Source organism: Paracoccus caeni (assembly GCF_016629665.1).
GTDB lineage: Bacteria > Pseudomonadota > Alphaproteobacteria > Rhodobacterales > Rhodobacteraceae > Paracoccus > Paracoccus caeni.
In genome coordinates this window covers 141,396-166,385 of the sequence record NZ_JAEPRQ010000003.1, presented here as the reverse complement: position 1 = coordinate 166,385, position 24,990 = coordinate 141,396, and the positions used below count along the sequence as shown (strand labels likewise).

The window sequence follows — 24,990 nt, the reverse complement described above, 5'->3', positions numbered from 1 at the left end:
CGTCATGGCCTTGCCGCGTCCCCGCGCTATTCTGACCCGCAAATCGGAGGGACGGATGCTGAAACGAATTCTTCTGGGACTTGCCACTGTGCTGATCATTGCGGCTGCCGCTTTCTTCATTTTCGCCCCCGCCTATGTCGAGCGTGGCCTGAACCCGATGACCATGCCCGAGAATGGCTGGCCCGTCAGCGCTGAGGCGCAAGCACTACATGACCGACTGGTCATCGGCGACTGGCATGCCGACACCCTGCTATGGGATCGCAACATCCTGAAACGGGCCGAGCGCGGCCATACCGACGTGCCGCGCCTGCTAGAAGGCAATGTCGCGGTGCAGGTCTTTACCACCGTCACCAAAAGCCCGCGCGGCCAGAACTATGGCGAAAACAGCGCCGAGGCTGCGGACAATATAACGCCGCTCTTCATGGGTCAGCTTCGCCCGGTCTCGTCTTGGTTTTCGCTCAAGAACCGTGCGCTGGTGCAGGCCCGCGCGCTGGAACGGGCGGCGGCGCGTGACCCCGAAAGCCTGCGGGTCATCCGCACCCAAGCCGATCTGGCCGCCGTGCTGGAGGCTCGTGAAGGCGGGCAAAAGCTGCTGGGCGCGATGCTGGGCTCGGAAGGCGGGCACCCGCTTGAAGGTGATATCGCCAATCTTGATGTGATGTATGATGCGGGCTTCCGGCTGATGGGCCTTACCCATTTCTTCGACAACGAATTGGGCGGCAGCCTGCATGGCGAGGGTGGCTCGGGCAACGGGCTGTCAGAATTCGGGCATCAGGTAGTCGAGCAGATGATGGCCAAAGGCATGGTGATCGATCTTGCCCATGCCTCGCCGCAAATGGTCCGCGATGTGCTGGCGATCGAGGGGACGCGCCCGATCCTGTCCCATACCGGGATTCACGGTCACTGCAGCAGTGCTCGCAATCTGGACGACGAACTGGTCGCCGGGATCGCCGCCAAGGGCGGGTTGATCGGCATCGGTTACTGGGCCGATGTGGTCTGTGGCCGCGCGCCTGCCGACATCGCGGCCAGCATCCGCGCGGCGATTGCGCTGGTGGGGGAAGATCACGTCTCGCTTGGCTCGGACTATGACGGCTCTGTCGATGCGCCCTTCGATGCGGCGCATCTGTCGGCGCTGACGCAGGCGCTGATGGATGCCGGACTGACCGAGACGCAGATCGCAAAGGTGATGGGCGGCAATATGATGGCCTATCTGGCCGAAGTTCTGCCTGCTGAGTAAGGAGCGATTGATGAAACGCGGCACGCTGTTGAATGCGGAACTGTCGGGGCTGGTCGCGGCGATGGGCCATGGCGATCTGATCGTGGTCGGCGATGCCGGTCTGCCGGTGCCGCCGGGGGTTCGGGTGATCGACCTTGCCGTCACGCGCGGCGTGCCGGGGCTTTTCGACGTGCTGGACGCGCTGCTGTCGGAACTGGTCGTGGAACGCGCAGCGATTGCGACCGAGGCGTCCGAGGAACTGGCCCACGCCTTCCGCCAACGGTCGATTGGACGTGTCGAGACGGTCAGCCACGAAGACTTCAAGCGTCTGAGCCGTGATGCACGCGCAGTGGTCAGAACGGGCGAGTTTACCCCCTACGCGAATATCTGCCTGTGGTCGGGCGTTGCCTTCTGACCGGGAACCCATACTGCGCAATAGCGTTGCGATCACAGCTATTTATGTAGGAGTGGACCAATGCAGAAGAAAGTTTTGGGTTTGAGTGCCGTGTTGGCGATGATGGCGCTTTCGGCTTGCGAGACGATGCAGGGTGCCGGTCGCGACATTCAGACCGCAGGTCAGGTTGTGCAGCAGGAAAGCGCTCAGGCGCAGCAGGGCTACTGACCCACACCCGGCGTTCTGCCAGGGGATTCGGGCGGCCTTGGTGCCGCCCTTTTTCTTTTTTGTCGCGAGAAGAGGGGGCAAATACCCCCTCCATAGTCCGTGTGCAGCGTGCCTGTTTGGCGCCGCTACAGCAGCACCCACCCCAGCCATGCGATCAGGAAGCCGATGGTGCCCAGAAGCGTCTCCATCACTGTCCATGTTTTCAGCGTGGTCTTTTCATCCATCTCAAGGAACCGCCCGACCAGCCAGAAGCCGGAATCGTTCACATGGCTCAGCACGGTAGAGCCGCAGGCGATGGCGATGACGAGGAAGCACAGATCCAGCCCGGTCAGCCCCGTGGTCGCCGCAACCGTTGGTGCCAGAAGCCCCGCCGTCGTCGTCAGCGCCACCGTGGCCGAGCCCTGCGCCACCCGCAGCGCGGTTGCCACAAGGAAGGCCGCCACGATCAGCGGCATGCCAATCTGCTCCAGCGACCCGGCCAGCGCCTGCCCGATGCCGCTGGCGCGCAACACGCCCCCGAACATGCCGCCCGCGCCGGTCACAAGGATGATCGCGCAAACCGGACCAAGCGAGTCGTTCATGATCTTTTCAAGCTGCGCGCCGGTGCGCCCGTTGCCAAGCGCCCACATCGCATAGATCACCGTGATCAGCAGCGCGATCGAGGTATCGCCCAGCATCCGCAGGATTTGGAACCACAGCGCGCCGCGATCCAGATACCCTGCTGTCGCCAGCGTGTTCAGCCCGGTGTTCAGAAAGATCAGCGCCAGCGGCAGCAGTAGGACCGACAGGACCGTCGAGAAGCGCGGCAGGTCTTCGGGCCGGAACTCTTTCACCTCACCCAGCAGGGCGGGGACAGGAAGGTTGAATTTCTTCCCGGCATAGAGACCGTAAAGATAGCCACCCAGATACCATGTCGGCAGACCGATGATCAGGCCGACGATGACCAACAGTCCGATATCCGCGCCCAGCAGATCCCCTGCTGCGACCGGACCCGGATGCGGCGGCACAAAGGCGTGCATCACCGCAAACGCGCCCGCCGCAGGCAGAGCATAGGTCAGAACCGAGCCGCCGAAACGCCGCGCGACGGTGAAGATGATCGGCAGCATGACGACCAGACCGGCATCGAAAAAGATCGGAAAGCCGAACATGAGCGAGGCGAGGCCAAGCGCAAAGGGTGCGCGCTTTTCTCCGAAAGTGTCGATGAGCCTCTCGGACAGCACCTGCGCGCCGCCGGTCTCTTCCAGCAGCCGTCCGATCATCGCGCCGAAGCCCACAAGGATCGCGACCGAGGCAAGCGTCGATCCGAAGCCGCCCAAAAGCGTCGGCACCACATCGGCAAAGGGGATGCGGGTGACAAGCGCCGTGATCAGGCTGACCAGAACCAGCGCGATGAAGGCGTGCAGTTTGAATCTGAGGATCAGCAGCAAAAGAAAGGCGACAGCGGCAGCGGCGATCAGCAGCAGCGTTGCTGTGCCATAAGCCGGTTCGATGGCGTTGTTCATGGGTTCCTCCACTGGCCCATCGGCGGATGGGACGATATTCAGCCTAGGGTTGCCGGAACCATCCATGAGGCGCAAGCGCGATGCGTAGAGGACCGGCCGATTTGCCTGACTTGTGGCGCCGTGGCTATGCGCGGGCGGTGTTCGGTCGCAGCTAGGAAAAGCCCTGCTGTTGCTGACTTCTCGCGATCACCGCGCCGATAAAACCGGCAATACCGCCAGCCACTGCACGCTTTTAGGGCCACTTCACCGGAAACCAGAGTTGCCGGTTCCGGTCATGCGTTCTTGTTTGACCGGATACCCGGCGCATCCAAACATATGGCATGTTTGGTTGACGAGGTTGCCATGGCCCTTCCCTTCAATCTGCTCACACCGTTTTGGAAGGCTCCGTTCTCCGGGGATGTCGAGGTCAGTCAGGAAATTCATCCGCGCTTCTGGTCGTCAGATATCAAGGGCAGCCCCTATATCGAGGACAAAGTGGTGACCGAGGTTGCCAGCTACGGCAAGCAACTTGGCAAGGTGCTTGAGGCATTGCAGGCGCTGTCGCTATCCACAGGGACGCCTTTGCCCGAGATCGACGCCCTGACCGCCGAGATCACCGAGGTGAAGCGGCGTAGCATTGACGAACTTCGCGCCGAGGCCGTGGCCGCGCTGGAACGGCTGCGGAAGGTGGACGAAACGGCGTGGCGCGATGTCGTCGGGCGCGAATAGACCAGGTACGGGCGGAACCGGATCGAGGCTGCCGTATTGAGTCACATCCTGTTGCCGGAGGTTCAGATGAAAAATCCATGGATGAGTGCGTGGCTATCTGCAGCGAACAGCGCGGCGGGCGCGGCCCGTGGGCAGATGATGGCCGAGATCAGCCGAAACCAGACCAAGATGATGCAGGATTGGCAACGCGCGTGGATCGACGGATGGATGGCGATCTGGTTTCCTGCAAAAGGCACCGGCAAGAAGCGCTGACCGGCCAGCGGGGCTTGCAAGCGAAGGTCTTGCGCGCAAGGCTTGTGCTATAGCAAGGAGGCTCTGATGCGACTATTCGCCATTGTGCTGCTGTTGTGGCCGCTGCCCGCTTCCGCCTTCATCGCGCAGAACGGGATGACGGTAAGACAGATTGGTCCGACCGAGATGTCGGTCGAGTTTCATCCGCGACGTGGGGATACCGATTACTGGTGCGCTGCCGGTGATTTCGCAAAGCGTGTGCTGGATCAGCCGGGCGATACACGGCTCTGGCGCGCATCGCCGAAACCACGGCGTGGCGGCGACGGGATCGTTTTCACGCTGGATGGGGCGCAAAAGGCCGAAGGGGCCGGATTGTCGCATTTCGGCGGCGGTCCCCGCGATGGCTCGGTCTCGATTGGCATGGCCGTCGGGAACTACTGTCAGATCGAGTTTCCGTTCTGGCGGCGATAAAGAACAAATGCACCGTTTAGATCAGAAGGACCGGATGATCCGCAAAATGTAGCGGGGTCTAGTCGGATGCGAACAAAGGTTTGCCATTTTGCTGGTGCCGCAAGGCAAGTTTGCGCGCCTGATGCGCTGCGGGAAACTCTCGCGCGGCTTCGAAATGGGGAAGGTTGTCGCGCCATTCGGGGAAAATCGCAAAGATTTCCTCACGTGCTTCAGGGCCGACCGCTTTCAGCGCCTCGCCACCCGGAAACAGCGATTCCGTCATCGCCCCGTTCGAGGTGACGATCTCGTGCCTGTCGAACAGAAAGTGGTGGTAGGTCACGTCGCCGATATCATCGGCAATCTCGACCCCGTCTAGGACCAGCAATTGCTTTGCTGCCACCAGAACTTCGCGCGCGCCAAACATGCGCTGCGCGATAGGCGAACTGACGAGGATACGGTGCTGCGGGCTGACGATCAGGTCGCGATCCGGGACATTCTCGGCCAAGACCCCGCGTCGGATGCGGATCGGACGTAGCTTTTCATTCACCGCAAGCTCTGCTGAGGTAAGCCTGCGCGATCCAAGCCAACGGATCGGTTGCAAACCCCGATCAAGCGTCCTGACATTCATACCGATTTCCAGGTCCTCGACCGGAATCGGCCCATGTTCCGTGTCGATCAATGTGCCGGTGGCGAAGCAGACGATCTCTGACCCGGTAATATCCGGCGGAAGTGTCCAGTTGATGTAATTCGTTGTATTAACTGCCAAAATTTGAACAGACTGAATCTTCATATTGTCCAATGTCGACGGAAGGCTGGGATGCTCTGCCAGAAACACCGCGCCGTTTGTCATCTGCACGATGACAAGGTTGTTGACCGTGAGAGTGGAACCGTCGCCCAAGGTGAGCCGAGCATTGGCAAGCTGGACCATGTCTAACCGCGCGGTAACGGTTCCCGCACCGATATTGTAAAGCACACGGTCGTCGCTGTCAGGATTCAGAATCCCGCCTTCGATGTAGTTGGTGACATCCTCGTCGATCGAACCATTCGGCGCGCTGCCTGGGGTGAGGCCTTCAAGATCGCGCAAGATGATCGTCGTCAGTTGAAAACCGTCATCTGGGGTGTAGTTGCCCAGCAAAGCAGCGGTATTCTCGGTTGCTCCGTTGTTCACTCCCTCAAGCGTATCCGCGATCGGGCGGTTCCCGAGATACAGAACGGTTCTGGCGTAATCAACCATAAGACGAAACCTACTCGCGCACTGGCGCTTGGATCAAATCGTTAACATGACGCAAAACATCCCGTTTATTAACTATTTTTGAATGTTAGCGCATAACTTCCATCCATCTATACGGGAGTTGATTTCCAGAAAAGGCAAAATTTTTCGCGCAAGCCATATCGACTCGCGCGAAAAGCTTCTGACTGCCAACATCGCTGAACAATTTCGAAGCAGAAGTGCGGTAACCTGTGAAAAATGCTGTCACAAGATCACGCATTCTGCCCGCGAATAGGCGTAAACCGCTGATACATCGGTCATTAGGTTGTGTTGACAGAATGGATTTCCTTGTCCGTGGACTTGTGATTCACGTTCATCTCCACGTGGGAGATGAGCTTGGCACGCAAGTTGATATCCGACGAAGAGTGGGTCCTCTTCGAAGCCTCCATGCGTGCTGTCAGGCATCCAAACAGGCGCAGGCCATCCAACCATCATATTGTTATAGAAGGAATTTTCTGGATCGCACGGACTGGTGCCGCTTGGCGCGATCTGCCCGAGGAGTTCGGTAAGTGGTCATCGGTCTACCGCCAGTTCCGTCGTTGGAAATTGGCGGGGCTGTGGGAGGACATTCTGGACGCGCTGAACTATGCGGGGATCGCGCCCGACACGCTACAGATGCTCGACAACACCGCAATACGCGCCCATTATCATGCGGCGGGCGCAAATGGGGGCCTCAGAAAGAGACCCTTGGCCGTTCGCGAGGTGGCTTTACGACCAAGATCCATCTCCGCGTCAACGGCGCTGGCCTCCCGATGTCGACCGTGATCACGCCGGAGCAGGATTCCGATTATATCGGCTATGATCTGGTGATGGCCGACAACCTGCTACAGCCCGCCGTGCTGGTGGCGGACAGAGGTTATGATACCGACAAAATTCGGGAAGATATCGAAAACCGTAACGCCCTACCGTTCGTCGGGAAAACAGTCCTCCGGACTGTTTTCAGACCCTTCTCACTACCGATGCGCAAGAACCGAAAGGTTCGCAAGGTCATCTACACTTTGCGCAACATGGTCGAGCGTTGCTTCAACAAGTTGAAGAACAGCCGTCGGCTCGCCACAGGTTACAACGAAACCACAGACAGCTTCCTCTGCTTCATAGACATCGCCTGCATCAGGCTAGGGCGCCGACATTTGTCAAAATGACCTAGACAAGACAGAACCCCATATAGGTCATCCTAACTGGTCGCAGCCATTTGGTCAAAATAGCTGATAAGGTCCCTAGGGTGCTTGTAATTTAACCATTGTCGATTCCGCGCCTCGAAAACCCATTGCTGCTTAGACCAATCGACCTCAAGCAGCCCGGCTGGCGGTAAGAGCGAACAAAGCAAACCCCTCGATTCCGGGCTCTGAATGAACTTATATATCCCAAGAGCTATGTCTTCACCTTCCGCCCAGGCCATCCGACCCGACATATTGTCATTGTGATAGGATATATTGTAATAATTTTTCATCACGGCAACATCGAAAAGCTCTCTCCCTGAATTTCCTTCCCGCTCACTGATATCCAGCCCATTACTCAGAGAAAAAGCATAACTCACCTTGTTAGAAAATGCCTCATTAAATATTGTGTTATAAACCGCAACAACGCCGATTGCATATTTTCCATCGCCAAATATCCAATCGGTCGCGCCAATAAGCCTTCCCATATATATAAATTCGGGCTCCGTTGATGCATGAAAAATATCCGTGCGATATTTTTCTGCCACGTATCGCACCGCGTATAAAATTCTCGAATCAACTTTTTCAGCATCTTCGATCATTTCATCGATCAATATTCCAAGTCTATCATTCAGAGCATCGCGAATCTGCATACCCTGCTGGATCCCATTCCGCATGAAATGAAGCATCTGTGACACTGCGTCAGCATAGTTCAAATTCTGTTTTTTTATCCAATGATCGAACCTATTAATTGCAAGAACAACGTCGTCGTCACTTTTCATATGACGCATTCGGTCCCGCTCGATCAGATGCGCCGCAGTAAGCTCTCTGTTTCGCTCCACTCTACCCTACTTTCTCGGGCTATTATCCAGATCATCCATCGACGTTCCATCATCAACGCTGCCGGTATAGACCCATTCATCTCTTTTCGTGACTGGATTATACTGCCAGAGAATATATTCAAGAATTATGGAGTTACCGGGAAGATCCCGCCATGAGACCCTCACATTGCTCCTTTCGGCACGTGGACCTGCACCGGTTTCGTTCCGGTCGGGTGCTCATGTTAGGCGGCCTTCTGTTCGAAGGCCACGGGCGATTTCCACCCCAAAGCTGAATGCCTGCGCCGCGGATTGTAGAAGCCGTTGGCGTATTCGAAAAGGGCGATATCGACCTCTCGGCGGGCGTGCCAGTCGCGCCGCCGGACCAACTCGGCTTTCAGTGATTTGAAAAAGCTTTTGACGGCTGAGTTATCGTAGCGGCTTCCCTTGCCACTCATCGACACCACGAACCAAAAGCTGCGCAGGACTTTCTGGTAATCGTGGGCGCAATATTGCGAGCCGCGATCTGTGTGGTGAATGCAGCCAGATGGCGGGCTGCGCAGCGCGATCGCCATGTTCGACGCCCTGATCGCCTGATCCTGCTTCATGCGGTTGCTGATGGCCCAGCCAATGAAGCGCCTTGAGAACGGGTCGATGATGACGGCCAGATAGACCCAACCTCCCCTCGTCCAGACATAGGTGATTTCACCCGCCCACTTCTGGTTTGGCCCGCTCGCCGAAAATTCCTGCTTCAGCAGATTCGGCCCGATGTTGAAGCTGTGATTGCTGTCCGTCATGCACCTGAAATTCCGGCTGCGGATGATTTGCCTACGTTCTGGCGCATCAAACCGCCAGCGCGGCGCTGCCCGACCCGCAGGCCCAATTCGTTCAGCTCCTCGGCCATGCGTGGTCTGCCGTAGCTGTACAGACTCAACCGATGCTGGTCCCGAATATGGGAAAGGAGCACCACGTCGCGCCGCTGACGATGCGATGGAGGCCGGTGCCGCCACGCATGGAACCCTCGCTCTTAAAAGCCCATCAGCCGACATAAATAGCTGTGCGCCAGACTGCCCCGATAGCTGGCAATAAACTGAAACTTCACGGTGTCGCTCTGTCAATCGGACCGATAGCGTTCCAGCCCTCCATGAACCGCAAAAAACTGAGCCGCCTTTCTTAATACCTCCCTCTTGCTGCGGGAAAACAGTCCCCAGCACTGTTTCCTGATCCTTGCAAGTCCCTGAGAACCCGGTCCTCTTTGCGCAGCCGTTCGTTCTCGTGCGGAAGATCGGCGTGCCGGTCAGGCACCTTCGTCTCATCGGAAATCGACCGTATCCGCTTGCCGGGTGTCGAAAGACCAACTCTAAATTCAGACGCAACCTACCCCGTGTCAGGCCGCTGGTGAGCGGAAGGCGGAACGCATCCCGCTTGAACTCCTTTGCTTCCGGTCAGGATGAAGCTGAGCCGGGATAGGCCGACGGAAGTAAAAACCCCGTGCCGTGAACGACTCAGATAGGCCGTAAGATGCAGCATTATGGCTCACCTGTATGGCGCACCAAGGGTTTTGAGCATCTAAGCACTTGATATAGGGGAAAATGGTGGGCGACCCTGGAATCGAACCAGGCATGGGTCTCCCCGGCGGAGTTACAGTCCGCTGCCGCACCTTGCAGCACGTCGCCCGCCGAACGCCTCGGCGTGGGGGGTCATTAGCCGCACGACCGAAGGGCGTCAAGCGGATTTCCGGGACTTGCGCGAAAGGACCGGAACGCGCGATGAAGGACCGCAGGAAAAGGAATTGCAGATGTCCGAACGACCCGGAAAGCCGAAGAAACCCACCTGGGTGATCGACAAGGAACGCGCCAGGCGTGCCGCGGCGGCTGAAACCGTCTGGATGTTCGGGCTTCATGCCGTCCGCGACGCCTTGGCAAATCCCGCGCGCGAGAAATTGCGGCTGGTGGTGACCCAGAACGCGGTTGATCGGTTGGGCGATCTGCATGGCATGACGCCCGAGATCACCGACCCCCGGGTCTTTGGCAAGACGGTCCCGCTGTCGCCTGACAGCGTCCATCAAGGCGCCGCGCTTGAGGTGAAGCCGCTGAAATGGGGAAGTCTCAGCGAGGTTGCCCTGCGCGAGGCTCCGGGTGAGACACGCCCGCTTTTAGTCGCCTTGGACAGGGTGACCGATCCGCATAACATCGGGGCCATCCTGCGCTCGGCCGAGGTGTTCGGGGCGCGCGCAGTGATCGCCCCTGCCCGCCATTCCGCGCCAGAGACCGGAGCCTTGGCGAAGACCGCTTCGGGCGCGCTGGAGCGGCAACCCTATCTGCGGGTGCCGAACCTCGCCGAAGCGCTGACGCAATTGAAACATATGGGCTTCATTCTGGTTGGCCTCGATGGGACGGGCGATGCGCCCTTGCCCGAGCTGATGGCTAAGCTGTCAGGACGCGCCGTCTGTCTGGTGCTGGGCGCAGAGGGGCCCGGCATGCGGGATCTGACGCTCAAGACCTGCGATCACGTCGCGCGGATTCCCTTTGCGGCTGATTTCGGTTCGCTGAATGTGTCGAATGCTGCGGCGGTGGCGCTGTATTCGGCGGCGCAGGCGTGAGTTCACATCCGTGCGACATGACACGACGGCAAGTTGAGAATCGCCGGATGCGCTGCCAATTAAAAAGCATCCGATCACACAGACTGTCATGAAACCACTGATCCTGCCTCTGATGTTGCTTGCCGTGCCGGCGCTTCCGTCGTTCGCTGACGACTGGGCGGTCGATGGCTATGACGCGGTCGGGTTTCTCGAATCGGGACGGGCCATGCCGGGGCGCAGCGACATCGCGACGACATGGAAAGGTCAGGTCTGGCATTTCACCAGTGAAGAGAACCGGGCGCGATTCGAATCCGATCCCCGATCCTTCGCGCCCGAGTTCGACGGTCTTTGCCCGGTAATGCTGGCCGCAGGCCGGGCCGAGCCGGGAGATCCCGAATATTTCACCGTTTTCGAGGATCGGGTCTATCTGATGCGATCCGACGCCGCGCTGCAGGAATTCACCGGCGATCCGCAGGGAATTCTGGCCCGTGCCGAACAAAACTTCGCACGCCTGAAATAGGGTCAATCACTTGCGGGAAATCAGTCGACATAATCACGAAATCGCGACAGTGCTGGAACTTTATGCGGGTGATGCCCATTTACCTCTCAGAACATGACCCCGGAACGGTCATGTTCAGATCACTGTCCCTCGTTCCGCGACTTGCGCCCGGCCAGTTCTGGACCGGGCGCCTTTTATATGTCAGGTAGGCACAACTTCAGGACGAGGAAGGGGAGTCTCGCGATGGATGTTCAGCTCCAAGAAGATGATGATATCGCCCGAATTGCACGAACCGCACGCGTGATCGCGATCGTCGGCATGTCTGCCAGCGAATCGCGGCCCAGCTGGGGTGTGGCGCGCTATCTGCAGGCACAAGGTTTTCGCGTGATCCCGGTCAATCCGGGCCTGGCTGGCAAAAGCCTGTTAGGCGAAACCGTCTATGCCAGCCTGTCCGACATCCCGAATGCCGAGGATGTGGACATGGTCGATATCTTCCGGCGCTCGGATGCCGTGGGGCCGGTGGTGGATGAGGCACTTAATATCCTGCCCAATCTCCAGACCGTCTGGACGCAATTGGGCGTGCGTGACGACGAGGCGGCAGAGAAAGCGCGTCAGAAGGGCGTCACCGTCATTCAGGACCGCTGCCCCAAGATCGAATTTCCTCGTCACCTGTAAGCAATTTCAACATCTGATGAGCGGATAGCAAAAGGCCCCGGAAATCCGGGGCCTTTCTGGTACATCATCGCCGCGGCTATTCGGCCTGCGCGCTTTGCAGCAGGTCAGTGATGCGCCGCACCGATGCCCGACGGTTTTCGCGGATATCGCCCTCGGCGCGGATTTGCGGAAACTGTTCGCCATAGCCCTGCACGACGAGGTTTTCCGGCGGCACGTCGAAATATTCGCTCAGCGCCAGTGCGACCGATTCCGCACGGCGATCCGACAGCGCAAGATTGGCAACGTCGGACCCAACCGTATCGGTATGACCTTCGATCATGAAAATCTCCTGCGGGTTCGCCGCAACAGCTTCCTCGATCACCTCGCCCAAAGTGGACAATTGCTTCGCCTGATCCGGGTTGATCGCTGCCGATCCGGTGTCAAAGGTGATCGCGTCAAGATTGACCGGCGCAACCAAAGCCCGCACTTCGGGAATGTTGCGGACCTGACCAAGGGTGAAACGCCGGTCCACCCCCGCCTCGCGGCTCAGCGCATCGCGCAGCGCCTGTTCGTCCAGCGAGGTGTTCGGCTGATAGACCGGTGCAGGCTCGGGAAGGGTGGCGATATCGACCGGTTGGACAGCCTCGGTATCATCGATCAGCCGCGTCGATCTGCCGTCGGCCGAGATCAGCGTTCGCCGCAACACCCGCAGATCGGCGTCGCGAATGGTGACGACCTTGCTGCCGTCCTCGCGCGTCACAATGGTACGCGACGACCCGTCGTCGAATTCTTCGGTGGTCACCGTCGATCCGGGCTGGCGAAGCAGCGCGACCTCGTCCTTGACGACCTCTTGGCTACCATCGGCGCGTGTCACCACCACCCGGTCGGGTGAGCTTAGCGCAACCTGACGATTGTTGTTCAGCATGGCGCCGACTGCCAAGGCACCAGCCCCCAGAAGAAGGGCCTTGGTCAAATCATTGTCGTCGTCGTCATCATCGCGTCGATTGTCGCGGCGACGATCATCCCGGTTAAGAGCATCGCGCAGGCTGGTGGCGAAATCCTGGGATGAGGATCTGCTGTTTTCCCGCGTGATCCGTTCTTCCCGACGCTGACCCCGGCGATCATCGAACAGCGCGGCGGCCAGATCCGATGCACGCGTTTCACGCGCGGCCTGCCGCGAAATATCGGTTTCCCGGCTACCTTCTTCTGCGGCACGCGCGATCATCCGACCGTTCGGCGCAACGCGGAACATCTGATCCCTGCCTTCGGCCAGCATCAGACCACCATCGCGGCGGCGTTCGACAACCACCCCCCTCGGCGTCACCATCCGATCACCATCGGCACAAGGGTAGCTGCCACCCGAAAGGCAACGCAGATCGGAATCATTCAACCCGCGATCGACCTCTTCGGTCAGCACCCCGTTGAGACCCGCCATATTTCTGCCGCGCTGTCTGGCATCGTCCGAATCGGCAAGCCCCAGCCGACCGTTCCGGGGTCTGTCATTGCGCTCGCGGCGCAAAGCCTCTTCGATCGATTGCTCTCGACGCTCACGGCGTTCCGCACGTTCTTCGCGATTCTCACGCCGCTGTTCGGCCTGCGCCTCATCACGACGACGCTCTTCTATCTGCTGTTGACGACGCTCGGCGCGCTCTTCGCGGTTCTCGCGGCGTTCTTCAGCCTGCGCCTCGTCACGGCGGCGCTCTTCGGCCTGCCGTTCGCGGCGCTCGGCACGCGCAGGGCGGTTCTCGCGATTCTGGTCCTGAATGGCCCGCGGGAAGCGGCTTTCATCGTTACGCTGACGCGTCACGGCCTCTGGCCGCTCGCGATCATTCTCACGCTCTGCTGCACGAGGACGCTCTTGCCGCCGTTCACGCTCAGGCTGGTCGGGACGCTCGGCATTTGCGCGCGCGCGCTGGCGCTGTTGATTTTGTTGACGTTCTTCGCGACGCTCTGCACGTTCGCCGCGCTCCGCATCCTCGGCGCGCTGACGCTGCTGCCGACGCTCGGCCCGCTCACCACGCTCGCCCTCCTGCGCCCGTTGAGGACGCTGGCGTTCACGCTCTTCGCGAGGCCGCTGTTCCTCAGCATTGCGCTGAGGGTTTTTACGAATGACCGAGCCGCCGTCCCCGCTTTCAGCCAAGATCAGCGGAGTGTCCGCCAATGGTCGCTGCTCTTGCGCGCGACCGGCGGCCCCTGCCCCGATAAGCTGGGCTTCGGCAAGCTGTGGCGCCAGAATCGACAGGCAGGCCACGATTGCTGTGCTATTGTGAATGAACCGGCGCATGAGGTCTCCTTTGCCCCTACACGGTGAAATCTGATCAGCACACTAACAGACGGCCTTTGCCGAGGTTCCCGAACACTGCGTGAACACCCCGTGAACGCGCGGATTGCCACTCATCCGCATCAGACATACACATTGGTAAATGACAGGAGGATGGACATGGCTGGCACGCTGAAACCGAAGGACGCACCGGATCTGGGTCGTTTCGACTGGGAGGACCCGTTCCGGCTGGAGGATCAGTTGACCGAGGAAGAGCGGATGTTGCGCGATGCCGCCCGCGCCTATGCGCAGGACAAGCTGCAACCCCGCGTCATCGCCGCTTACCGCGACGAGGAAACCGACCCGGCCATCTTCCGCGAAATGGGCGAAATGGGCCTGCTGGGCGTCACCGTGCCCGAAGAATACGGCGGCATCGGCGCGTCCTATGTGGCTTACGGTCTGATCGCCCGCGAGGTTGAGCGGGTGGATTCGGGTTATCGCAGCATGATGTCGGTGCAATCCTCGCTGGTCATGTATCCGATCTATGCCTATGGCTCCGAAGAGCAGCGTCAGAAATATCTGCCCAAACTCGCCTCGGGCGAATGGATCGGCTGTTTCGGCCTGACCGAGCCTGATGCCGGTTCCGATCCCGGCGGCATGAAGACCGTGGCCCGCAAAACCGCAGACGGCTACAGCCTTCACGGGTCAAAAATGTGGATCTCGAACTCGCCCATCGCCGATGTCTTCGTCGTCTGGGCCAAGTCCGAGGCGCATGGCGGCAAGATCCGTGGCTTCGTGCTGGAAAAGGGCATGAAGGGCCTGTCAGCCCCGAAAATCGGCGGCAAGCTGTCGCTTCGCGCCTCGATCACCGGCGAAATCGTCATGGACGGCGTCGAGGTGGGCGAGGATGCGCTGCTGCCGAATGTCGAGGGGCTGAAGGGGCCGTTCGGTTGCCTTAACCGGGCGCGTTACGGGATCAGTTGGGGCGCGCTTGGCGCTGCCGAATTCTGCCTAGATGCCGCGCGGCAATACGGGCTGGACCGGGTGCAATTCGGCAAGCCCTTGGCGCAGACGCAACTGCATCAGCTCAAACTGGCCAATATGCTGACCGAGATCTCGCTTGGTTTGCAAGGCAGCCTGCGCGTCGGTCGCCTGCTGGACGAGGCCAAGGCCGCGCCCGAGATGATCTCGATCGTCAAGCGCAACAATTGCGGCAAGGCGCTGGAGATCGCCCGCTGGGCGCGGGACATGCATGGCGGCAACGGCATTTCCGAGGAATATCAGGTGATCCGCCACATGATGAACCTTGAGACGGTAAATACCTATGAAGGCACGCATGACGTTCACGCGCTGATCCTTGGTCGCGCGATCACCGGGTTGCAGGCGTTCTTTTAAGCCGCCGCATTTCGCCAATGAATAGGGGCCGTGGCTTTCGCCCGGCCCCTTTTCCATTCCTCAAACGCGATTGGTGCGTCAGATACCGTCGCCGACGAAAGCCTTCTCGACCACGAATTCCTTCGGATCAGAGTTTGCGCCCTCGTTCAGGCCGAACCCTTCCAGCACTTCCTTCACATCGATGTTGAAGGCCAGACTGCCGCAGATCATCGCGCGGTCGGTTTCAGGCGACATCGGCGGCAGGTTCAGATCCTGGAACACCTTGCCCGAGGTCATGTTGTCGGTGATCCGACCCATCAGCGGCGTTTCTTCGCGGGTGGTGGTGGGGTAATACAGCAGACGATTGGCGAAATCCTCGCCGTAAAGCTCGCCCAGCAGCGGGTCGTGGCGCAGGTTTTCGACCAGTTCGCGGCCATAAGTCAGCTCTTCCGCCGTGCGGCAGGTGTGCATCATGATGACCTGCTCGTACCGCTCGTAGGTTTCCGGGTCGCGCATCAGGCTGGCGAAGGGCGCAAGGCCGGTGCCGGTGGCTAGGAACCACAGCCGCTTACCGGGCAGCAGCGCGTCAAGGACCAGTGTGCCGACCGGCTTCGGACGCAGGATGATCTCATCGCCCGGCTGGATATGTTGCAGCTTCGAGGTCAAAGGCCCATCCGGCACCTTGATCGAATAGAACTCAAGCTCTTCATCCCAGTTGGGCGAGGCGATGGAATAGGCGCGCAGCAGCGGTTTGCCATTGTCGCCCAGCAGCCCGATCATCACGAATTCGCCCGAGCGGAAGCGCAGCGAGGCCGGGCGCGACACCCGGAACGAAAACAGGCGGTCGGTCCAGTGCTTCACCGAGGTCACGGTCTGGGCGTCGGGAAGCGTCTTGGTCACGGGTTTTTGGGCGGCTTCGGCCACGGGCAGATCCAGCGTCATGTGAAAATTCCTGAGCGTTTTAGGCGATTGTTCCGGCGGATGAAAGGGGCATCAGCCGGCATGCAGCGCGCGGTGATCCCATGCCTGCCAGTCGGCGCGGGCAAGCCACTGCGCTTCGGGTTGGCGTTCTGCGATATCGGGGGCGACCGACACTTCGTCAAAGCCGACGCGGCGGGCCATGGCATATTGATCCGCGATCAGCCGACCCTCGGCCCGCAGCGTGCCGGTATAGCCCAGCGAGCGCAGGCGGCGGGCCAGCGAAAAGCCGCGCCCGTCGCTGAAGCTGGGAAAGTCGATGCCGATCAGCGTGAGATGCAGATGATCCGCCAGTTCCTCGGTCTTGGTGTCGGGGGCCAGAACGATCTGGGCTTCCTCGGTCAGCGGGTGAAAGCCGTCGTCGCGGACGATAATGCGATCGCTCATGCCGAAACCTTTCCGCGAACCATGCGCCCGCCAATGAAGTGAATGCCGCATTCGGATTTGTCCTGACCGCGCCAGCGGCCCGAACGGGGATCCTCGCCCTCTTTGACCGGCGAGGTGCAGGGCGCGCAGCCAATCGAGGGATAGCCCTTGGCGACCAGCGGATGCCGGGGCAGCTTGTTCTCGATCATGTATTCCTGCACGTCCTCGGACCGCCAATGGGCCAAAGGGTTGATGCGCAGGCGTGCAGGCGGCTCCGGCTCAAAGAATTCCAGCGCGGCGCGTTCGCCATTCTGGAACCGCTTGCGCCCGGTGATCCACGCGTCATAGCCCGACAGAACCCGTTCCAGCGGCACCGTCTTGCGGAAATCGCAGCAGGCATTGGCGTCGAATTTATGCAAGGTGCCGTCCGGGTCGTTCCGGGCGATTTCCTGTTCGCTGGCGGTGATCACCTGCACATTGGTCAGGCCCAGCTTTGCCGAAACCTCTCGCTGATATTCCAGCGTTTCGGGAAACAGCATCTGCGTGTCGATGAACAGCACCGGCAGACCCGGCGCCACGACCGAGACCATATGCAGCAGCACCACCGATTCCGCCCCGAAGGACGATACCAGCGTGACGCGACCCAGATCGGGATCGCTGACCGCGCGGCGCAGAACCTCGGTCGCCGCGTGGTGGCGATACCGTTCGTTCAGGCGCGCGGCACGACCATCCAGCGCTTCATCAAGCATGGGCGGCCTCGGCCGGATAAAGCGCGGCCTTGAACGGGTCGGCGCCAAGGCGGCGATAGGCGTCGATGAACCGTTCCGCCGGGTCTTCGCGAAGCTCCAGATAGGCGCGCAGCAGGCGGTCGATGGCGGGCACGACTTCCTCGGCCGGGAAACCGGCACCGGCGCGCTGGCCGATCGAGGGGATGTCATAGCCGTCACCGCCCAGCGTGATCTGGTAATTCTCCACGCCCGCGCGGTCCAGACCAAGGATCCCGATATGGCCCAGATGGTGGTGACCGCAGGCATTGATGCAGCCCGAGATACGGATGTTCAGCTTGCCGATTTCCTGCTCCAGCCCGGCCTCGCGGAAATGCTCGGAGATCTCCTGCGCAATCGGGATCGAGCGGGCGGTGGCCAGCGCGCAATAATCCATGCCGGGGCAGGCGATGATATCGCTGGTCAGCCCGGCATTGGCAGTGGCAAGGCCAGCCCCGCGCAAAGCCGCGTAAAGCGCCGGCAGGTCGGATTTGTGGACATGCGGCAGCGCCACGTTCTGATCGTGGATGATGCGCAGATCGCTGTGGCCATATTGTTCCGCCAGATCGGCCAGCAGCCGCATCTGTTCATGCGAGGCATCGCCCGGCGTCGCACCCGGAGCCTTGAAGGTCACAATGACGCTGGCATAGCCATCGACCTTGTGCGGGTGCAGGTTGGTATCGGTCCAGCTACGGAAGGCCGGGTTCTTCGCACGCTCTGCCTCATACTCGCCGATTTCCGCATTGCGGAAGGCAGGCGGGGTGAAGCGGGCGCGGAAGGTGTCCAGCGCGTCACGATCAACGCCGGTGAAATCGCGGCGGCGATGGATGAACTCTTCCTCGACCTCGGCCTTGAACACGTCCAGACCACGCTCGGCCACGGTGATCTTGATCCGCGCCTTGTATTTGTTGTCGCGGCGGCCGGTGAGGTTATAGGTCTCGATGATCGCTTCCAGATAGGGCAGCAGATCCTCTTCCGGCAGGAAGTCGCGGATCACCTGGCCGATCATCGGCGTCCGGCCAAGACCGCCGCCAACCCAAACCTCGAAGCCGGTCTGGCCGTCACGCTCGATCAGGCGCAGGCCGATGTCATGGGCGGCAACCAGGGCGCGGTCGCGTTTGGCGCCGGAAATGGCGATCTTGAACTTGCGCGGCAGGAACTGGAATTCGGCATGGTCGGTGGACCAGCTCCGGATCAGCTCTGCATAGGGGCGCGGGTCCATGTATTCATCCGCGGCAGCGCCCGCAAAGGCATCCGTCGTGGTGTTGCGGATCGTGTTGCCCGAAGTCTGGATCGCATGCAGCCCGACCGAGGCCAGATGATCCAGCATATCGGGGATTTCCACCAGCTTCGGCCAGTTGAACTGGATATTCTGTCGGGTGGTCCAGTGGCCGTAGCCCTTGTCGTAATTCTGCGCCAGATGGGCCAGCATCCGCATCTGATCCGGGCTGATCGTGCCGTAAGGAATGGCGATCCGCAGCATATAGGCGTGAAGCTGTAAATAGACGCCGTTCATCAGCCGCAGCGGACGAAACTCATCCTCGGTGAGGCTGCCGTCAAGGCGACGTTCAACCTGCGCACGGAACTGGGCCGCGCGGTAGCGGACATATTCGGTATCGACGGGACGAACGTCAAACATTGCTGGCCTCGGCTTGCTTGGTGGTCTGGATGCCGTGGAAATAGTTCGAGGGGCCGCGCTGACGGAACGCCTCGCGGAAATGCGTGGGCTCGGGGCCATTGGGGCCACGGCGGGCCTCGATCACATAGGGGCCGACGACGATGCCGCTTTGACCGATGGCCTTCAGCAGCGCCAGTTCCGCAATCGCTTCGTCTTCGAACAACGTCGCCTGCGCGGGATCGGCGGTCCAGCCATCCTCACACATCCAGACATTGTGTCCCTCACGCAGATCATTTGCGGTGATGACACCGGGTTTTGCGGCCGAGGGGGCGAAGGCTTTGCTCATGGGTTGGACCTCTCCTATGATGTCCTCTATATAGAATATTGTTCTGGATTTTTGCGATACCTTCGCCGAAATAAGGACGGAATGACCCAAGAGGCGGCGATGGCGGAACCACATACTGAAAAACCGGCAGACTCGCAAACATCCGTCCGGTTGGACGATGTTGACCGCAAAATCCTTTCCCTGCTGCAGGAGGATGCCACCCTGTCGCTGGACCAGATCGCGGATCAGGTAGGGGCCTCAAAGACCCCGGTATGGAACCGAATCCGCAAGCTGCGCGAGGCCGGAGTGATCCGCAAGCAGGTCACGATTCTGGACCCCGAGGCGCTTGGGCTGGAGGCTTGTTTCTTCGTGCTGATCCGCACCAGCGAACATGACAAGGACTGGGCAAAACGCTTTCTCAAGGCGCTGCGCGACCGCCCGGAAGTGGTCGAGGCGCACAGGCTTGCCGGGGATATCGACTATATCCTGAAGGTGCAGGTCAGGAATGCCCGCGCCTATGATCGCTTCTATCAGTCGCTGATCAACGAGGTGAAGATCCACAACGTCACCGCCCTGCTGTCGATGGAGGAGATCAAGGCGACAAGCGCGCTTCCCATCCCTGAATCCACACGCTAGCGTTGTGGCAGGTGACAAGAGGCCCGCATGTCCGACTTTACCATCTGGCACAATCCAAGGTGCTCTACTTCGCGCTATGTTCTGAATGCGTTGCAGGAATCCGGCGTCTCGCTGACGGTGCGCGACTATCAAAAAGAGCCGCCGACCGAGGCAGAGATTCGCCGTGTGCTGGATCAGCTTGGCACCGGCCCGCGCGGCCTGCTGCGCCGCAACAACACACCCTATGACGAGTTGGGGCTTGGCGATCCGACCCTGTCCGATGATGCGCTGATCGCGGCGATGGCAGCACACCCGCTGCTGATCGAGCGTCCTTTGGTCATCGGCCCGAACGGCGGCGAACTGACCCGCCCGAAAGAGCGGATTCACGATTTCCTCACCGAACAAGGTCGGTGAAGCGCACATGAGTGGTGGTTGTCCCGCCAATGTGATGATCGTCGCTCAGGCGGGAAGGCTTGAGTTCGAGGCGATCATCTTCGCGGCAAGCCTGCGCCATGCCGCGCCCGGTTGGAAAGGCCGCCTGATCGTGGCCGAACCCCTGCCCGAGGCCGCGTGGGAAGGTCACGACATCGCCATCGCGCCGGAAACGCGCGAGGTGCTGATCGGTCTCGGCGCGGAGCTCCTGCCTTTCACCTCAAGGCATTTCGGCGCGGCCTATCCCTATGGCAACAAGATCGAGGCGCTGCTGGCCCTGCCCGCAGGCGAACCCTTCATCTTCTTCGACACCGACACGCTGATCACCGGCCCGCTGGATCAGGTCGCCTTCGACTTCAACCGCCCCTCTGCCTCGATGCGGCGCGAGGGGACATGGCCCGAGCCGCCGCTTTACGGGCCGGGCTATGGCGGCATCTGGAAATCGCTTTATGACCGCTTCGGGCTGGATTTCCCGTCCTCTCTGGACCTTGCCCAACCCGATGAACATTGGGAGCGTTATCTTTACTTCAATGCGGGCTGGTTCTTCGGCGCCGATCCCGTTGAATTCGGGCGGCGCTTTCTGGATTGGGCGCTGGAGGTGAAATCCGCGCCGCATGTCGAACTGGCCTGTCAGTCGCTTGACCCGTGGCTGGATCAGATCATCCTGCCTCTGGTCATTCACAGCTTCGGCGGCGGTCGTCCGGGGCCGGAACTGGCCGGGCTTGATGGTGCGATCACCTGCCATTACCGCAAACTGCCCCTGCTCTATGCGCGCGACAATGAACAGGTGCTGGAGACGCTGGAAACGGCGGTCGCGCCGAACCGGATCAAGCGCCGCCTGCGCGAATGGGAACCCGCCAAGAAGCTGATCTATCAGACAAAAGGGCGCGACAAAATCCGCCCGCTGTTCAGCGACAAGCCCTTGCCGACGCGGGAAAAGGCGATCCGGCAGGTGCTGCGCAAGAACGGGTGGTGGCTGGAATAAGCCTTTGTCGAAAGTCGAAAATCCGCTACGCTGGTTACGGCGTAACAGGGGGATTCAAGCATGAAACCTGCGGCTTATCTTCTGATCGGCATCGTTCTTCTGGCCTTCGGCATCTACCGCCAATTTCTGGCGCCGCAAGCGACGGCGGAAGAGCGCGCCCAGTGCGAACAGGTCGTGCGCGACACCCATCCCAATGACCAGCAGACAGCCGAATCCATCCTGATCCACTGTGATGAGCCCAGCATGGTCGCGATGATGGAGGCGCGTCTGGGCAATACCGACGCCCAGCGTGCCGCAACCGCCATCGCCGCCTCGCATCATCGCGGGCTGGCCGTCACGTTGATCAATTGCGCCCTGATCGGGGCCGGGATCGGCGCGCTTGGCGCGGGCGCAATGGCCACGCGGCGCAAGCAGGCCTAGCTCGGGCGCAGCCAAAGCCGCGCCCGGCCGGTTTCACGCCCCGCTAAGCACCGCGTCACAGCGGGCGCAGACGCCCGGATGCGAATGCGTGCCGACATCGGGCAGGATTTTCCAGCAACGCTGGCATTTCTCGCCCTCGGCCAGTTCGAACACCACGCCCACGCCCGGAAGTTCAGCCATGCGGAACGCCTCGTTCGGGGCCGGATCGGCGGTCAGTTGCAGGTCCGAGACGATGCAGACATCCTCAAACGGCACCGATTTCAGCGCCTTGAGCATCTCGGCATCCTCGACATGCACGACCGGCGCGGCCTCCAGACTGGCACCGATGGTCTTGTCGCTCCGCTTCACCTCCAGCGCGGCGGTCACAACGCGGCGGGCGCGGCGAACATGGTCCCATTTCGCGGCCAGAGGCTCGTTCAGCCAATCGGCAGGCGTCACCGGGAAGTCGTGCAGATGCACGCTGTCGTCCAGCGACGGGAAGCGAGACAGCCAGACATCCTCCATCGTGAAGGGCAGGATCGGGGCCAGCCATGTCACCAGACGATGGAACACCAGATCCAGCACCGTCCGGGCCGACCGGCGGGTCAGGCTGCCCGGCGCGTCGCAATACAGGCTGTCCTTGCGGATGTCGAAATAGAAGGCCGACAGATCGACGGTACAGAACTGGAATAGCGTCTGGAACACGCCCTGAAAGTCGAACTGGTCATACCCCTTGCGCACCGCATGATCCAGTTGCGCCAGCCGGTGCAGCACCCATTGCTCCAACTCGGGCATATCGGCGGGCGAGACCCGCTCTGCCTCGTCGAAACCCGAAAGCGCGCCCAGCATGAACCGCAGGGTATTGCGCAAACGGCGGTAGCTGTCGGCGGTGCCTTTCAGGATTTCCGGCCCGATCCGCTGGTCGGCGGTATAATCGGTCTGCGCCACCCAGAGACGCAGAATGTCGGCGCCGTATTGTTCGATCACCTTGGCCGGAACGATGGTATTGCCAAGCGATTTGGACATTTTCATGCCCTTCTCGTCCAGCGTGAAACCATGCGTCACCACGTTGCGATAAGGCGCGCGGCCCTTGGTCGCCGAGGCTTGCAGCAGCGAGGACTGGAACCAGCCGCGATGCTGGTCGGTGCCTTCCAGATAGACATCGGCGATGCCGTCCGGCACGCCATCGGCGCGGTCGCGCAGCACGAAGGAATGGGTCGAGCCGGAATCGAACCAGACATCCAGCACGTCCATGACCTGATCGTAATCGTCAGGGTTCACGACATTGCCCAGCACCTGCGCCTTGAAGCCGTCGCGATACCAGACATCGGCCCCGCCCTCTTCGAAAGCTGCGATGATATTGTCGTTCACCCGCTGATCGCGCAGCAGGAAGTCCGGGTCGGTGGGCTTGGCACCCTTCTTGACGAAGCAGGTCAGCGGCACACCCCATGCCCGCTGCCGCGACAGCACCCAATCGGGCCGGTTCTCGACCATCGAGTGAATGCGGTTCCGCCCCGACTGAGGCCACCATTTCACCAGCTTGTCGATGCTGGTCAGCGCGCGGGTGCGGATGGTGTCGCCATATTCGCCCATGCCGTCGTTCAGTTTGGCATCGATCGCGGCAAACCATTGCGGCGTATTGCGATAGATCAGCGGCGCTTTCGACCGCCAGCTATGCGGATAGCTGTGCTTGATCTTGCCCTTGGCCAGCAGCGCGCCGGCATAGGCCAACTGCTTGATGACGCTGACATTGGCCGGGCCATCCTTGCCATCGGGCTGAATGATCGCCTCGCCCCCAAAGATCGGCAGATCGGCACGGTAGCTGCCATCCGGCTCGACGTTATAGGTCATCGGCAGCTTGAATTTCAGGCCAAACTGATAGTCGTCATCACCGTGGCTGGGCGCGGTATGTACAAAGCCGGTGCCCGCATCATCGGTGACGTGATCGCCGGGCAGCATGGGAACATCATAGTCCCATTCACCCGCGCCACCTTCGACACCACGCAGCGGATGGGCAAGGGTCAGGCCGACTAACTCGTCGTGGCCGACATCACGCAGACGAGTAAAGCCATCAACCTTGGCGGCTGTCATAACCTCTTGCGCCAATGCATCTGCGAGAATTAGTTTTTCTCCGGACTTGGCAGTCGCGTTTTCAGCCACATTTCCGACCTCGTAGAGGCCATAAGCGATGCTCGGATTGTAAGCTACCGCGCGGTTCTGTGGAATGGTCCAGGGCGTCGTGGTCCAGATGACAACAGACGCACCGTCTGTCCAGCGAATATCTTCATAGATCCGACCGTCGGCGTTTATTTCGCCTACAGGACGCTGAATACCGAACCGCACCCAGATCGTATGGCTGGTATGGTCCTTATATTCCACCTCGGCCTCGGCCAGCGCGGTCTTTTCGACCGGCGACCACATCACCGGCTTCGACCCCTGATAAAGCGCGCCGTTCATCAGTAGCTTCATGAATTCCGCCGCGATCACCGCCTCGGCGTGGAAATCCATCGTCAGATAGGGGTCGTCCCATTTTCCGGTGATGCCAAGGCGCTTGAATTCCTCGCGCTGGATGTCGATCCATTCATCGGCGAAGCGGCGGCATTCCTGACGGAACTCGACCACATCCACCGCGTCCTTGTCGCGGCCTTCGGAACGGTATTTCTCTTCGATCTTCCACTCGATCGGCAGGCCGTGGCAATCCCAGCCGGGGACATAGCGCGCATCGCGACCCATCATCTGATGGCTGCGCACGATGATGTCCTTGATGGTCTTGTTCAGCGCGTGGCCGATATGCAGATGGCCATTCGCGTAAGGAGGGCCGTCATGCAGGATGAACGGCGCGCGCCCCTCGGCGCGTTCGCGCAGGCGGTCATAGATCCCGATACGCTCCCACCGGGCCAGCCATTCCGGCTCGCGCTGCGGCAGGCCCGCACGCATCGGAAAATCGGTCTGGGGCAGGAAAACGGTATCGCGGTAATCGGGGGCGTCGGCGCTATTCTCGGCGGCCATCGGGGCTTCCTTCGTGACAGGTTCAGGCAGGCGTGACCCGGCGGCGTAAAACCTTACGCCACCGGGATGCTAATTCGTATGCCGAACGCCAGAAATTCCATGCCGCCCTCTATAGAAAGGCGGCGCTTGGCCTGCAAGCGCGGAACCTGCCTCTGGC

The 24,990-nt window shown here is 60.5% G+C and carries 26 protein-coding genes, 1 tRNA gene and 1 pseudogene; 16 read left to right on the top strand and 12 right to left on the bottom strand.

Annotation, left to right across the window (positions count from 1 at the left end; all coding sequences use genetic code 11):
* Positions 1-55: 55 nt before the first annotated feature.
* The 3 genes from JJJ17_RS10360 to JJJ17_RS10350 are packed head-to-tail and all read left to right on the top strand — an operon-like array spanning position 56 to position 1,838.
* Positions 56-1,237, top strand: coding sequence for a dipeptidase (locus JJJ17_RS10360; protein WP_200686101.1), 1,182 nt, complete (start codon positions 56-58; stop codon positions 1,235-1,237).
* Between the two features lie 10 nt (positions 1,238-1,247).
* Positions 1,248-1,631 carry a D-ribose pyranase gene (rbsD, locus tag JJJ17_RS10355; RefSeq protein WP_200686099.1) on the top strand — a complete coding sequence of 128 codons (384 nt, stop codon included), beginning with the start codon at positions 1,248-1,250 and terminating at the stop codon, positions 1,629-1,631.
* Between the two features lie 60 nt (positions 1,632-1,691).
* Complete coding sequence (locus JJJ17_RS10350) at positions 1,692-1,838, top strand: entericidin A/B family lipoprotein (RefSeq protein ID WP_200686097.1); 147 nt, start codon at positions 1,692-1,694, stop codon at positions 1,836-1,838.
* Between the two features lie 125 nt (positions 1,839-1,963).
* Here the strand turns inward: JJJ17_RS10350 and JJJ17_RS10345 are convergent, their stop codons facing one another.
* Positions 1,964-3,340 (bottom strand): GntP family permease, encoded by a 1,377-nt coding sequence (locus JJJ17_RS10345; protein WP_200686095.1) that lies wholly within the window; start codon positions 3,338-3,340, stop codon positions 1,964-1,966.
* Between the two features lie 342 nt (positions 3,341-3,682).
* Between JJJ17_RS10345 and JJJ17_RS10340 the strand changes: the two genes are divergently transcribed.
* From JJJ17_RS10340 to JJJ17_RS10330, 3 genes are all read left to right on the top strand, one after another.
* Positions 3,683-4,048 carry a hypothetical protein gene (locus JJJ17_RS10340; RefSeq protein ID WP_200686093.1) on the top strand — a complete coding sequence of 122 codons (366 nt, stop codon included), beginning with the start codon at positions 3,683-3,685 and terminating at the stop codon, positions 4,046-4,048.
* A gap of 66 nt (positions 4,049-4,114) precedes the next feature.
* On the top strand, positions 4,115-4,300 hold the full coding sequence (locus JJJ17_RS10335) for a hypothetical protein (protein WP_200686091.1): 186 nt from the start codon (positions 4,115-4,117) through the stop codon (positions 4,298-4,300).
* A 66-nt stretch (positions 4,301-4,366) separates the two neighbouring features.
* Complete coding sequence (locus JJJ17_RS10330; RefSeq protein ID WP_200686089.1) at positions 4,367-4,750, top strand: hypothetical protein; 384 nt, start codon at positions 4,367-4,369, stop codon at positions 4,748-4,750.
* A 58-nt stretch (positions 4,751-4,808) separates the two neighbouring features.
* Here the strand turns inward: JJJ17_RS10330 and JJJ17_RS20390 are convergent, their stop codons facing one another.
* Complete coding sequence (locus JJJ17_RS20390; RefSeq protein WP_234464027.1) at positions 4,809-5,963, bottom strand: Hint domain-containing protein; 1,155 nt, start codon at positions 5,961-5,963, stop codon at positions 4,809-4,811.
* Positions 5,964-6,329: 366 nt separating this feature from the next.
* Between JJJ17_RS20390 and JJJ17_RS10320 the strand changes: the two genes are divergently transcribed.
* Positions 6,330-7,141 (top strand): IS5 family transposase gene (locus JJJ17_RS10320; RefSeq protein ID WP_200686087.1). Its coding sequence is split into 2 segments (ribosomal slippage): positions 6,330-6,666 and positions 6,666-7,141, totalling 813 coding nucleotides; the frame shifts between segments, so codons are not numbered across the junction.
* Between the two features lie 32 nt (positions 7,142-7,173).
* Here the strand turns inward: JJJ17_RS10320 and JJJ17_RS10315 are convergent.
* The 3 genes and pseudogenes from JJJ17_RS10315 to JJJ17_RS10305 all read right to left on the bottom strand — a co-directional run bounded on the left by JJJ17_RS10315 (position 7,174) and on the right by JJJ17_RS10305 (position 9,651).
* Entirely contained in the window at positions 7,174-7,938 is a 765-nt protein-coding gene (locus JJJ17_RS10315) for a hypothetical protein (RefSeq protein ID WP_200686085.1), read from the bottom strand.
* 281 nt (positions 7,939-8,219) lie between these two features.
* A pseudogene (locus JJJ17_RS10310) lies at positions 8,220-9,395 on the bottom strand (IS3 family transposase); the annotation flags it as partial.
* A gap of 172 nt (positions 9,396-9,567) precedes the next feature.
* Positions 9,568-9,651, bottom strand: a tRNA-Tyr gene (locus tag JJJ17_RS10305).
* 121 nt (positions 9,652-9,772) lie between these two features.
* Here JJJ17_RS10305 and rlmB point away from each other — a divergent pair.
* The 3 genes from rlmB to JJJ17_RS10290 all read left to right on the top strand — a co-directional run bounded on the left by rlmB (position 9,773) and on the right by JJJ17_RS10290 (position 11,729).
* Positions 9,773-10,576 carry a 23S rRNA (guanosine(2251)-2'-O)-methyltransferase RlmB gene (gene rlmB, locus JJJ17_RS10300; RefSeq protein ID WP_200686083.1) on the top strand — a complete coding sequence of 268 codons (804 nt, stop codon included), beginning with the start codon at positions 9,773-9,775 and terminating at the stop codon, positions 10,574-10,576.
* A gap of 88 nt (positions 10,577-10,664) precedes the next feature.
* A complete protein-coding gene (locus tag JJJ17_RS10295) occupies positions 10,665-11,075 on the top strand; it encodes a YHS domain-containing (seleno)protein (RefSeq protein ID WP_200686081.1) in 411 nt (136 codons plus the stop codon).
* A gap of 222 nt (positions 11,076-11,297) precedes the next feature.
* The gene (locus JJJ17_RS10290) at positions 11,298-11,729 is read left to right on the top strand and encodes a CoA-binding protein (RefSeq protein WP_200686079.1); all 432 of its coding nucleotides are present in this window, start codon (positions 11,298-11,300) and stop codon (positions 11,727-11,729) included.
* A gap of 76 nt (positions 11,730-11,805) precedes the next feature.
* Here JJJ17_RS10290 and JJJ17_RS10285 read toward each other — a convergent pair whose 3' ends face one another.
* A complete protein-coding gene (locus tag JJJ17_RS10285; protein WP_200686077.1) occupies positions 11,806-13,143 on the bottom strand; it encodes an OmpA family protein in 1,338 nt (445 codons plus the stop codon).
* A gap of 99 nt (positions 13,144-13,242) precedes the next feature.
* On the opposite strand from JJJ17_RS10285, the gene JJJ17_RS10280 reads away from it, so the two are divergent.
* Both JJJ17_RS10280 and JJJ17_RS10275 read left to right on the top strand, forming a co-directional pair.
* Positions 13,243-14,019 carry a hypothetical protein gene (locus JJJ17_RS10280; RefSeq protein WP_200686075.1) on the top strand — a complete coding sequence of 259 codons (777 nt, stop codon included), beginning with the start codon at positions 13,243-13,245 and terminating at the stop codon, positions 14,017-14,019.
* 129 nt (positions 14,020-14,148) lie between these two features.
* Positions 14,149-15,363 (top strand): acyl-CoA dehydrogenase, encoded by a 1,215-nt coding sequence (locus JJJ17_RS10275; protein ID WP_200686073.1) that lies wholly within the window; start codon positions 14,149-14,151, stop codon positions 15,361-15,363.
* 78 nt (positions 15,364-15,441) lie between these two features.
* On the opposite strand, the gene JJJ17_RS10270 is transcribed toward JJJ17_RS10275, so the two are convergent.
* Genes JJJ17_RS10270 through JJJ17_RS10250 form a run of 5 tightly spaced genes read right to left on the bottom strand, consistent with a single transcriptional unit; the run spans position 15,442 to position 19,414 of the window.
* A complete protein-coding gene (locus tag JJJ17_RS10270; protein WP_200686071.1) occupies positions 15,442-16,284 on the bottom strand; it encodes a ferredoxin--NADP reductase in 843 nt (280 codons plus the stop codon).
* A 51-nt stretch (positions 16,285-16,335) separates the two neighbouring features.
* Complete coding sequence (locus JJJ17_RS10265; RefSeq protein WP_200686069.1) at positions 16,336-16,707, bottom strand: DUF934 domain-containing protein; 372 nt, start codon at positions 16,705-16,707, stop codon at positions 16,336-16,338.
* Entirely contained in the window at positions 16,704-17,435 is a 732-nt protein-coding gene (locus tag JJJ17_RS10260; protein WP_200686067.1) for a phosphoadenylyl-sulfate reductase, read from the bottom strand. The genes JJJ17_RS10265 and JJJ17_RS10260 overlap by 4 nt, the downstream gene beginning before the upstream one ends.
* Positions 17,428-19,089: a nitrite/sulfite reductase gene (locus tag JJJ17_RS10255; RefSeq protein ID WP_200686065.1), complete on the bottom strand. Its 1,662-nt coding sequence runs from the start codon at positions 19,087-19,089 to the stop codon at positions 17,428-17,430. Before JJJ17_RS10255 ends, JJJ17_RS10260 begins: the two co-directional genes overlap by 8 nt.
* Positions 19,082-19,414, bottom strand: a complete 333-nt coding sequence (locus tag JJJ17_RS10250; protein ID WP_200686063.1) for a DUF2849 domain-containing protein — start codon at positions 19,412-19,414, stop codon at positions 19,082-19,084. The genes JJJ17_RS10255 and JJJ17_RS10250 overlap by 8 nt, the downstream gene beginning before the upstream one ends.
* Positions 19,415-19,495: 81 nt before the next feature.
* Between JJJ17_RS10250 and JJJ17_RS10245 the strand changes: the two genes are divergently transcribed.
* The 4 genes from JJJ17_RS10245 to JJJ17_RS10230 are packed head-to-tail and all read left to right on the top strand — an operon-like array spanning position 19,496 to position 21,845.
* On the top strand, positions 19,496-20,029 hold the full coding sequence (locus JJJ17_RS10245; RefSeq protein ID WP_234464025.1) for an Lrp/AsnC family transcriptional regulator: 534 nt from the start codon (positions 19,496-19,498) through the stop codon (positions 20,027-20,029).
* A gap of 27 nt (positions 20,030-20,056) precedes the next feature.
* On the top strand, positions 20,057-20,422 hold the full coding sequence (arsC, locus tag JJJ17_RS10240; RefSeq protein WP_200686061.1) for an arsenate reductase (glutaredoxin): 366 nt from the start codon (positions 20,057-20,059) through the stop codon (positions 20,420-20,422).
* 7 nt (positions 20,423-20,429) lie between these two features.
* A complete protein-coding gene (locus tag JJJ17_RS10235; RefSeq protein ID WP_200686059.1) occupies positions 20,430-21,425 on the top strand; it encodes a hypothetical protein in 996 nt (331 codons plus the stop codon).
* Between the two features lie 60 nt (positions 21,426-21,485).
* Positions 21,486-21,845, top strand: coding sequence for a hypothetical protein (locus JJJ17_RS10230; RefSeq protein WP_200686057.1), 360 nt, complete (start codon positions 21,486-21,488; stop codon positions 21,843-21,845).
* A gap of 33 nt (positions 21,846-21,878) precedes the next feature.
* Here JJJ17_RS10230 and ileS read toward each other — a convergent pair whose 3' ends face one another.
* Positions 21,879-24,833 (bottom strand): isoleucine--tRNA ligase, encoded by a 2,955-nt coding sequence (ileS, locus tag JJJ17_RS10225; RefSeq protein ID WP_200686056.1) that lies wholly within the window; start codon positions 24,831-24,833, stop codon positions 21,879-21,881.
* Positions 24,834-24,990: the final 157 nt, after the last annotated feature.

Coding starts and splice junctions, on each gene's coding strand:
- JJJ17_RS20390 (WP_234464027.1), bottom strand. CDS start 5,963: ATGGTTGATTACGCCAGAACCGTTCTGTATCTCGGGAACCGCCCGATC.
- rlmB (WP_200686083.1), top strand. CDS start 9,773: ATGTCCGAACGACCCGGAAAGCCGAAGAAACCCACCTGGGTGATCGAC.
- JJJ17_RS10230 (WP_200686057.1), top strand. CDS start 21,486: ATGAAACCTGCGGCTTATCTTCTGATCGGCATCGTTCTTCTGGCCTTC.
- JJJ17_RS10360 (WP_200686101.1), top strand. CDS start 56: ATGCTGAAACGAATTCTTCTGGGACTTGCCACTGTGCTGATCATTGCG.
- JJJ17_RS10340 (WP_200686093.1), top strand. CDS start 3,683: ATGGCCCTTCCCTTCAATCTGCTCACACCGTTTTGGAAGGCTCCGTTC.
- ileS (WP_200686056.1), bottom strand. CDS start 24,833: ATGGCCGCCGAGAATAGCGCCGACGCCCCCGATTACCGCGATACCGTT.
- JJJ17_RS10260 (WP_200686067.1), bottom strand. CDS start 17,435: ATGCTTGATGAAGCGCTGGATGGTCGTGCCGCGCGCCTGAACGAACGG.
- JJJ17_RS10265 (WP_200686069.1), bottom strand. CDS start 16,707: ATGAGCGATCGCATTATCGTCCGCGACGACGGCTTTCACCCGCTGACC.
- JJJ17_RS10295 (WP_200686081.1), top strand. CDS start 10,665: ATGAAACCACTGATCCTGCCTCTGATGTTGCTTGCCGTGCCGGCGCTT.
- JJJ17_RS10270 (WP_200686071.1), bottom strand. CDS start 16,284: ATGACGCTGGATCTGCCCGTGGCCGAAGCCGCCCAAAAACCCGTGACC.
- JJJ17_RS10245 (WP_234464025.1), top strand. CDS start 19,496: ATGACCCAAGAGGCGGCGATGGCGGAACCACATACTGAAAAACCGGCA.
- JJJ17_RS10330 (WP_200686089.1), top strand. CDS start 4,367: ATGCGACTATTCGCCATTGTGCTGCTGTTGTGGCCGCTGCCCGCTTCC.
- JJJ17_RS10290 (WP_200686079.1), top strand. CDS start 11,298: ATGGATGTTCAGCTCCAAGAAGATGATGATATCGCCCGAATTGCACGA.
- JJJ17_RS10335 (WP_200686091.1), top strand. CDS start 4,115: ATGAAAAATCCATGGATGAGTGCGTGGCTATCTGCAGCGAACAGCGCG.
- JJJ17_RS10315 (WP_200686085.1), bottom strand. CDS start 7,938: ATGAAAAGTGACGACGACGTTGTTCTTGCAATTAATAGGTTCGATCAT.
- arsC (WP_200686061.1), top strand. CDS start 20,057: ATGTCCGACTTTACCATCTGGCACAATCCAAGGTGCTCTACTTCGCGC.
- JJJ17_RS10255 (WP_200686065.1), bottom strand. CDS start 19,089: ATGTTTGACGTTCGTCCCGTCGATACCGAATATGTCCGCTACCGCGCG.
- rbsD (WP_200686099.1), top strand. CDS start 1,248: ATGAAACGCGGCACGCTGTTGAATGCGGAACTGTCGGGGCTGGTCGCG.
- JJJ17_RS10350 (WP_200686097.1), top strand. CDS start 1,692: ATGCAGAAGAAAGTTTTGGGTTTGAGTGCCGTGTTGGCGATGATGGCG.
- JJJ17_RS10250 (WP_200686063.1), bottom strand. CDS start 19,414: ATGAGCAAAGCCTTCGCCCCCTCGGCCGCAAAACCCGGTGTCATCACC.
- JJJ17_RS10275 (WP_200686073.1), top strand. CDS start 14,149: ATGGCTGGCACGCTGAAACCGAAGGACGCACCGGATCTGGGTCGTTTC.
- JJJ17_RS10285 (WP_200686077.1), bottom strand. CDS start 13,143: ATGGCGGGTCTCAACGGGGTGCTGACCGAAGAGGTCGATCGCGGGTTG.
- JJJ17_RS10235 (WP_200686059.1), top strand. CDS start 20,430: ATGAGTGGTGGTTGTCCCGCCAATGTGATGATCGTCGCTCAGGCGGGA.
- JJJ17_RS10345 (WP_200686095.1), bottom strand. CDS start 3,340: ATGAACAACGCCATCGAACCGGCTTATGGCACAGCAACGCTGCTGCTG.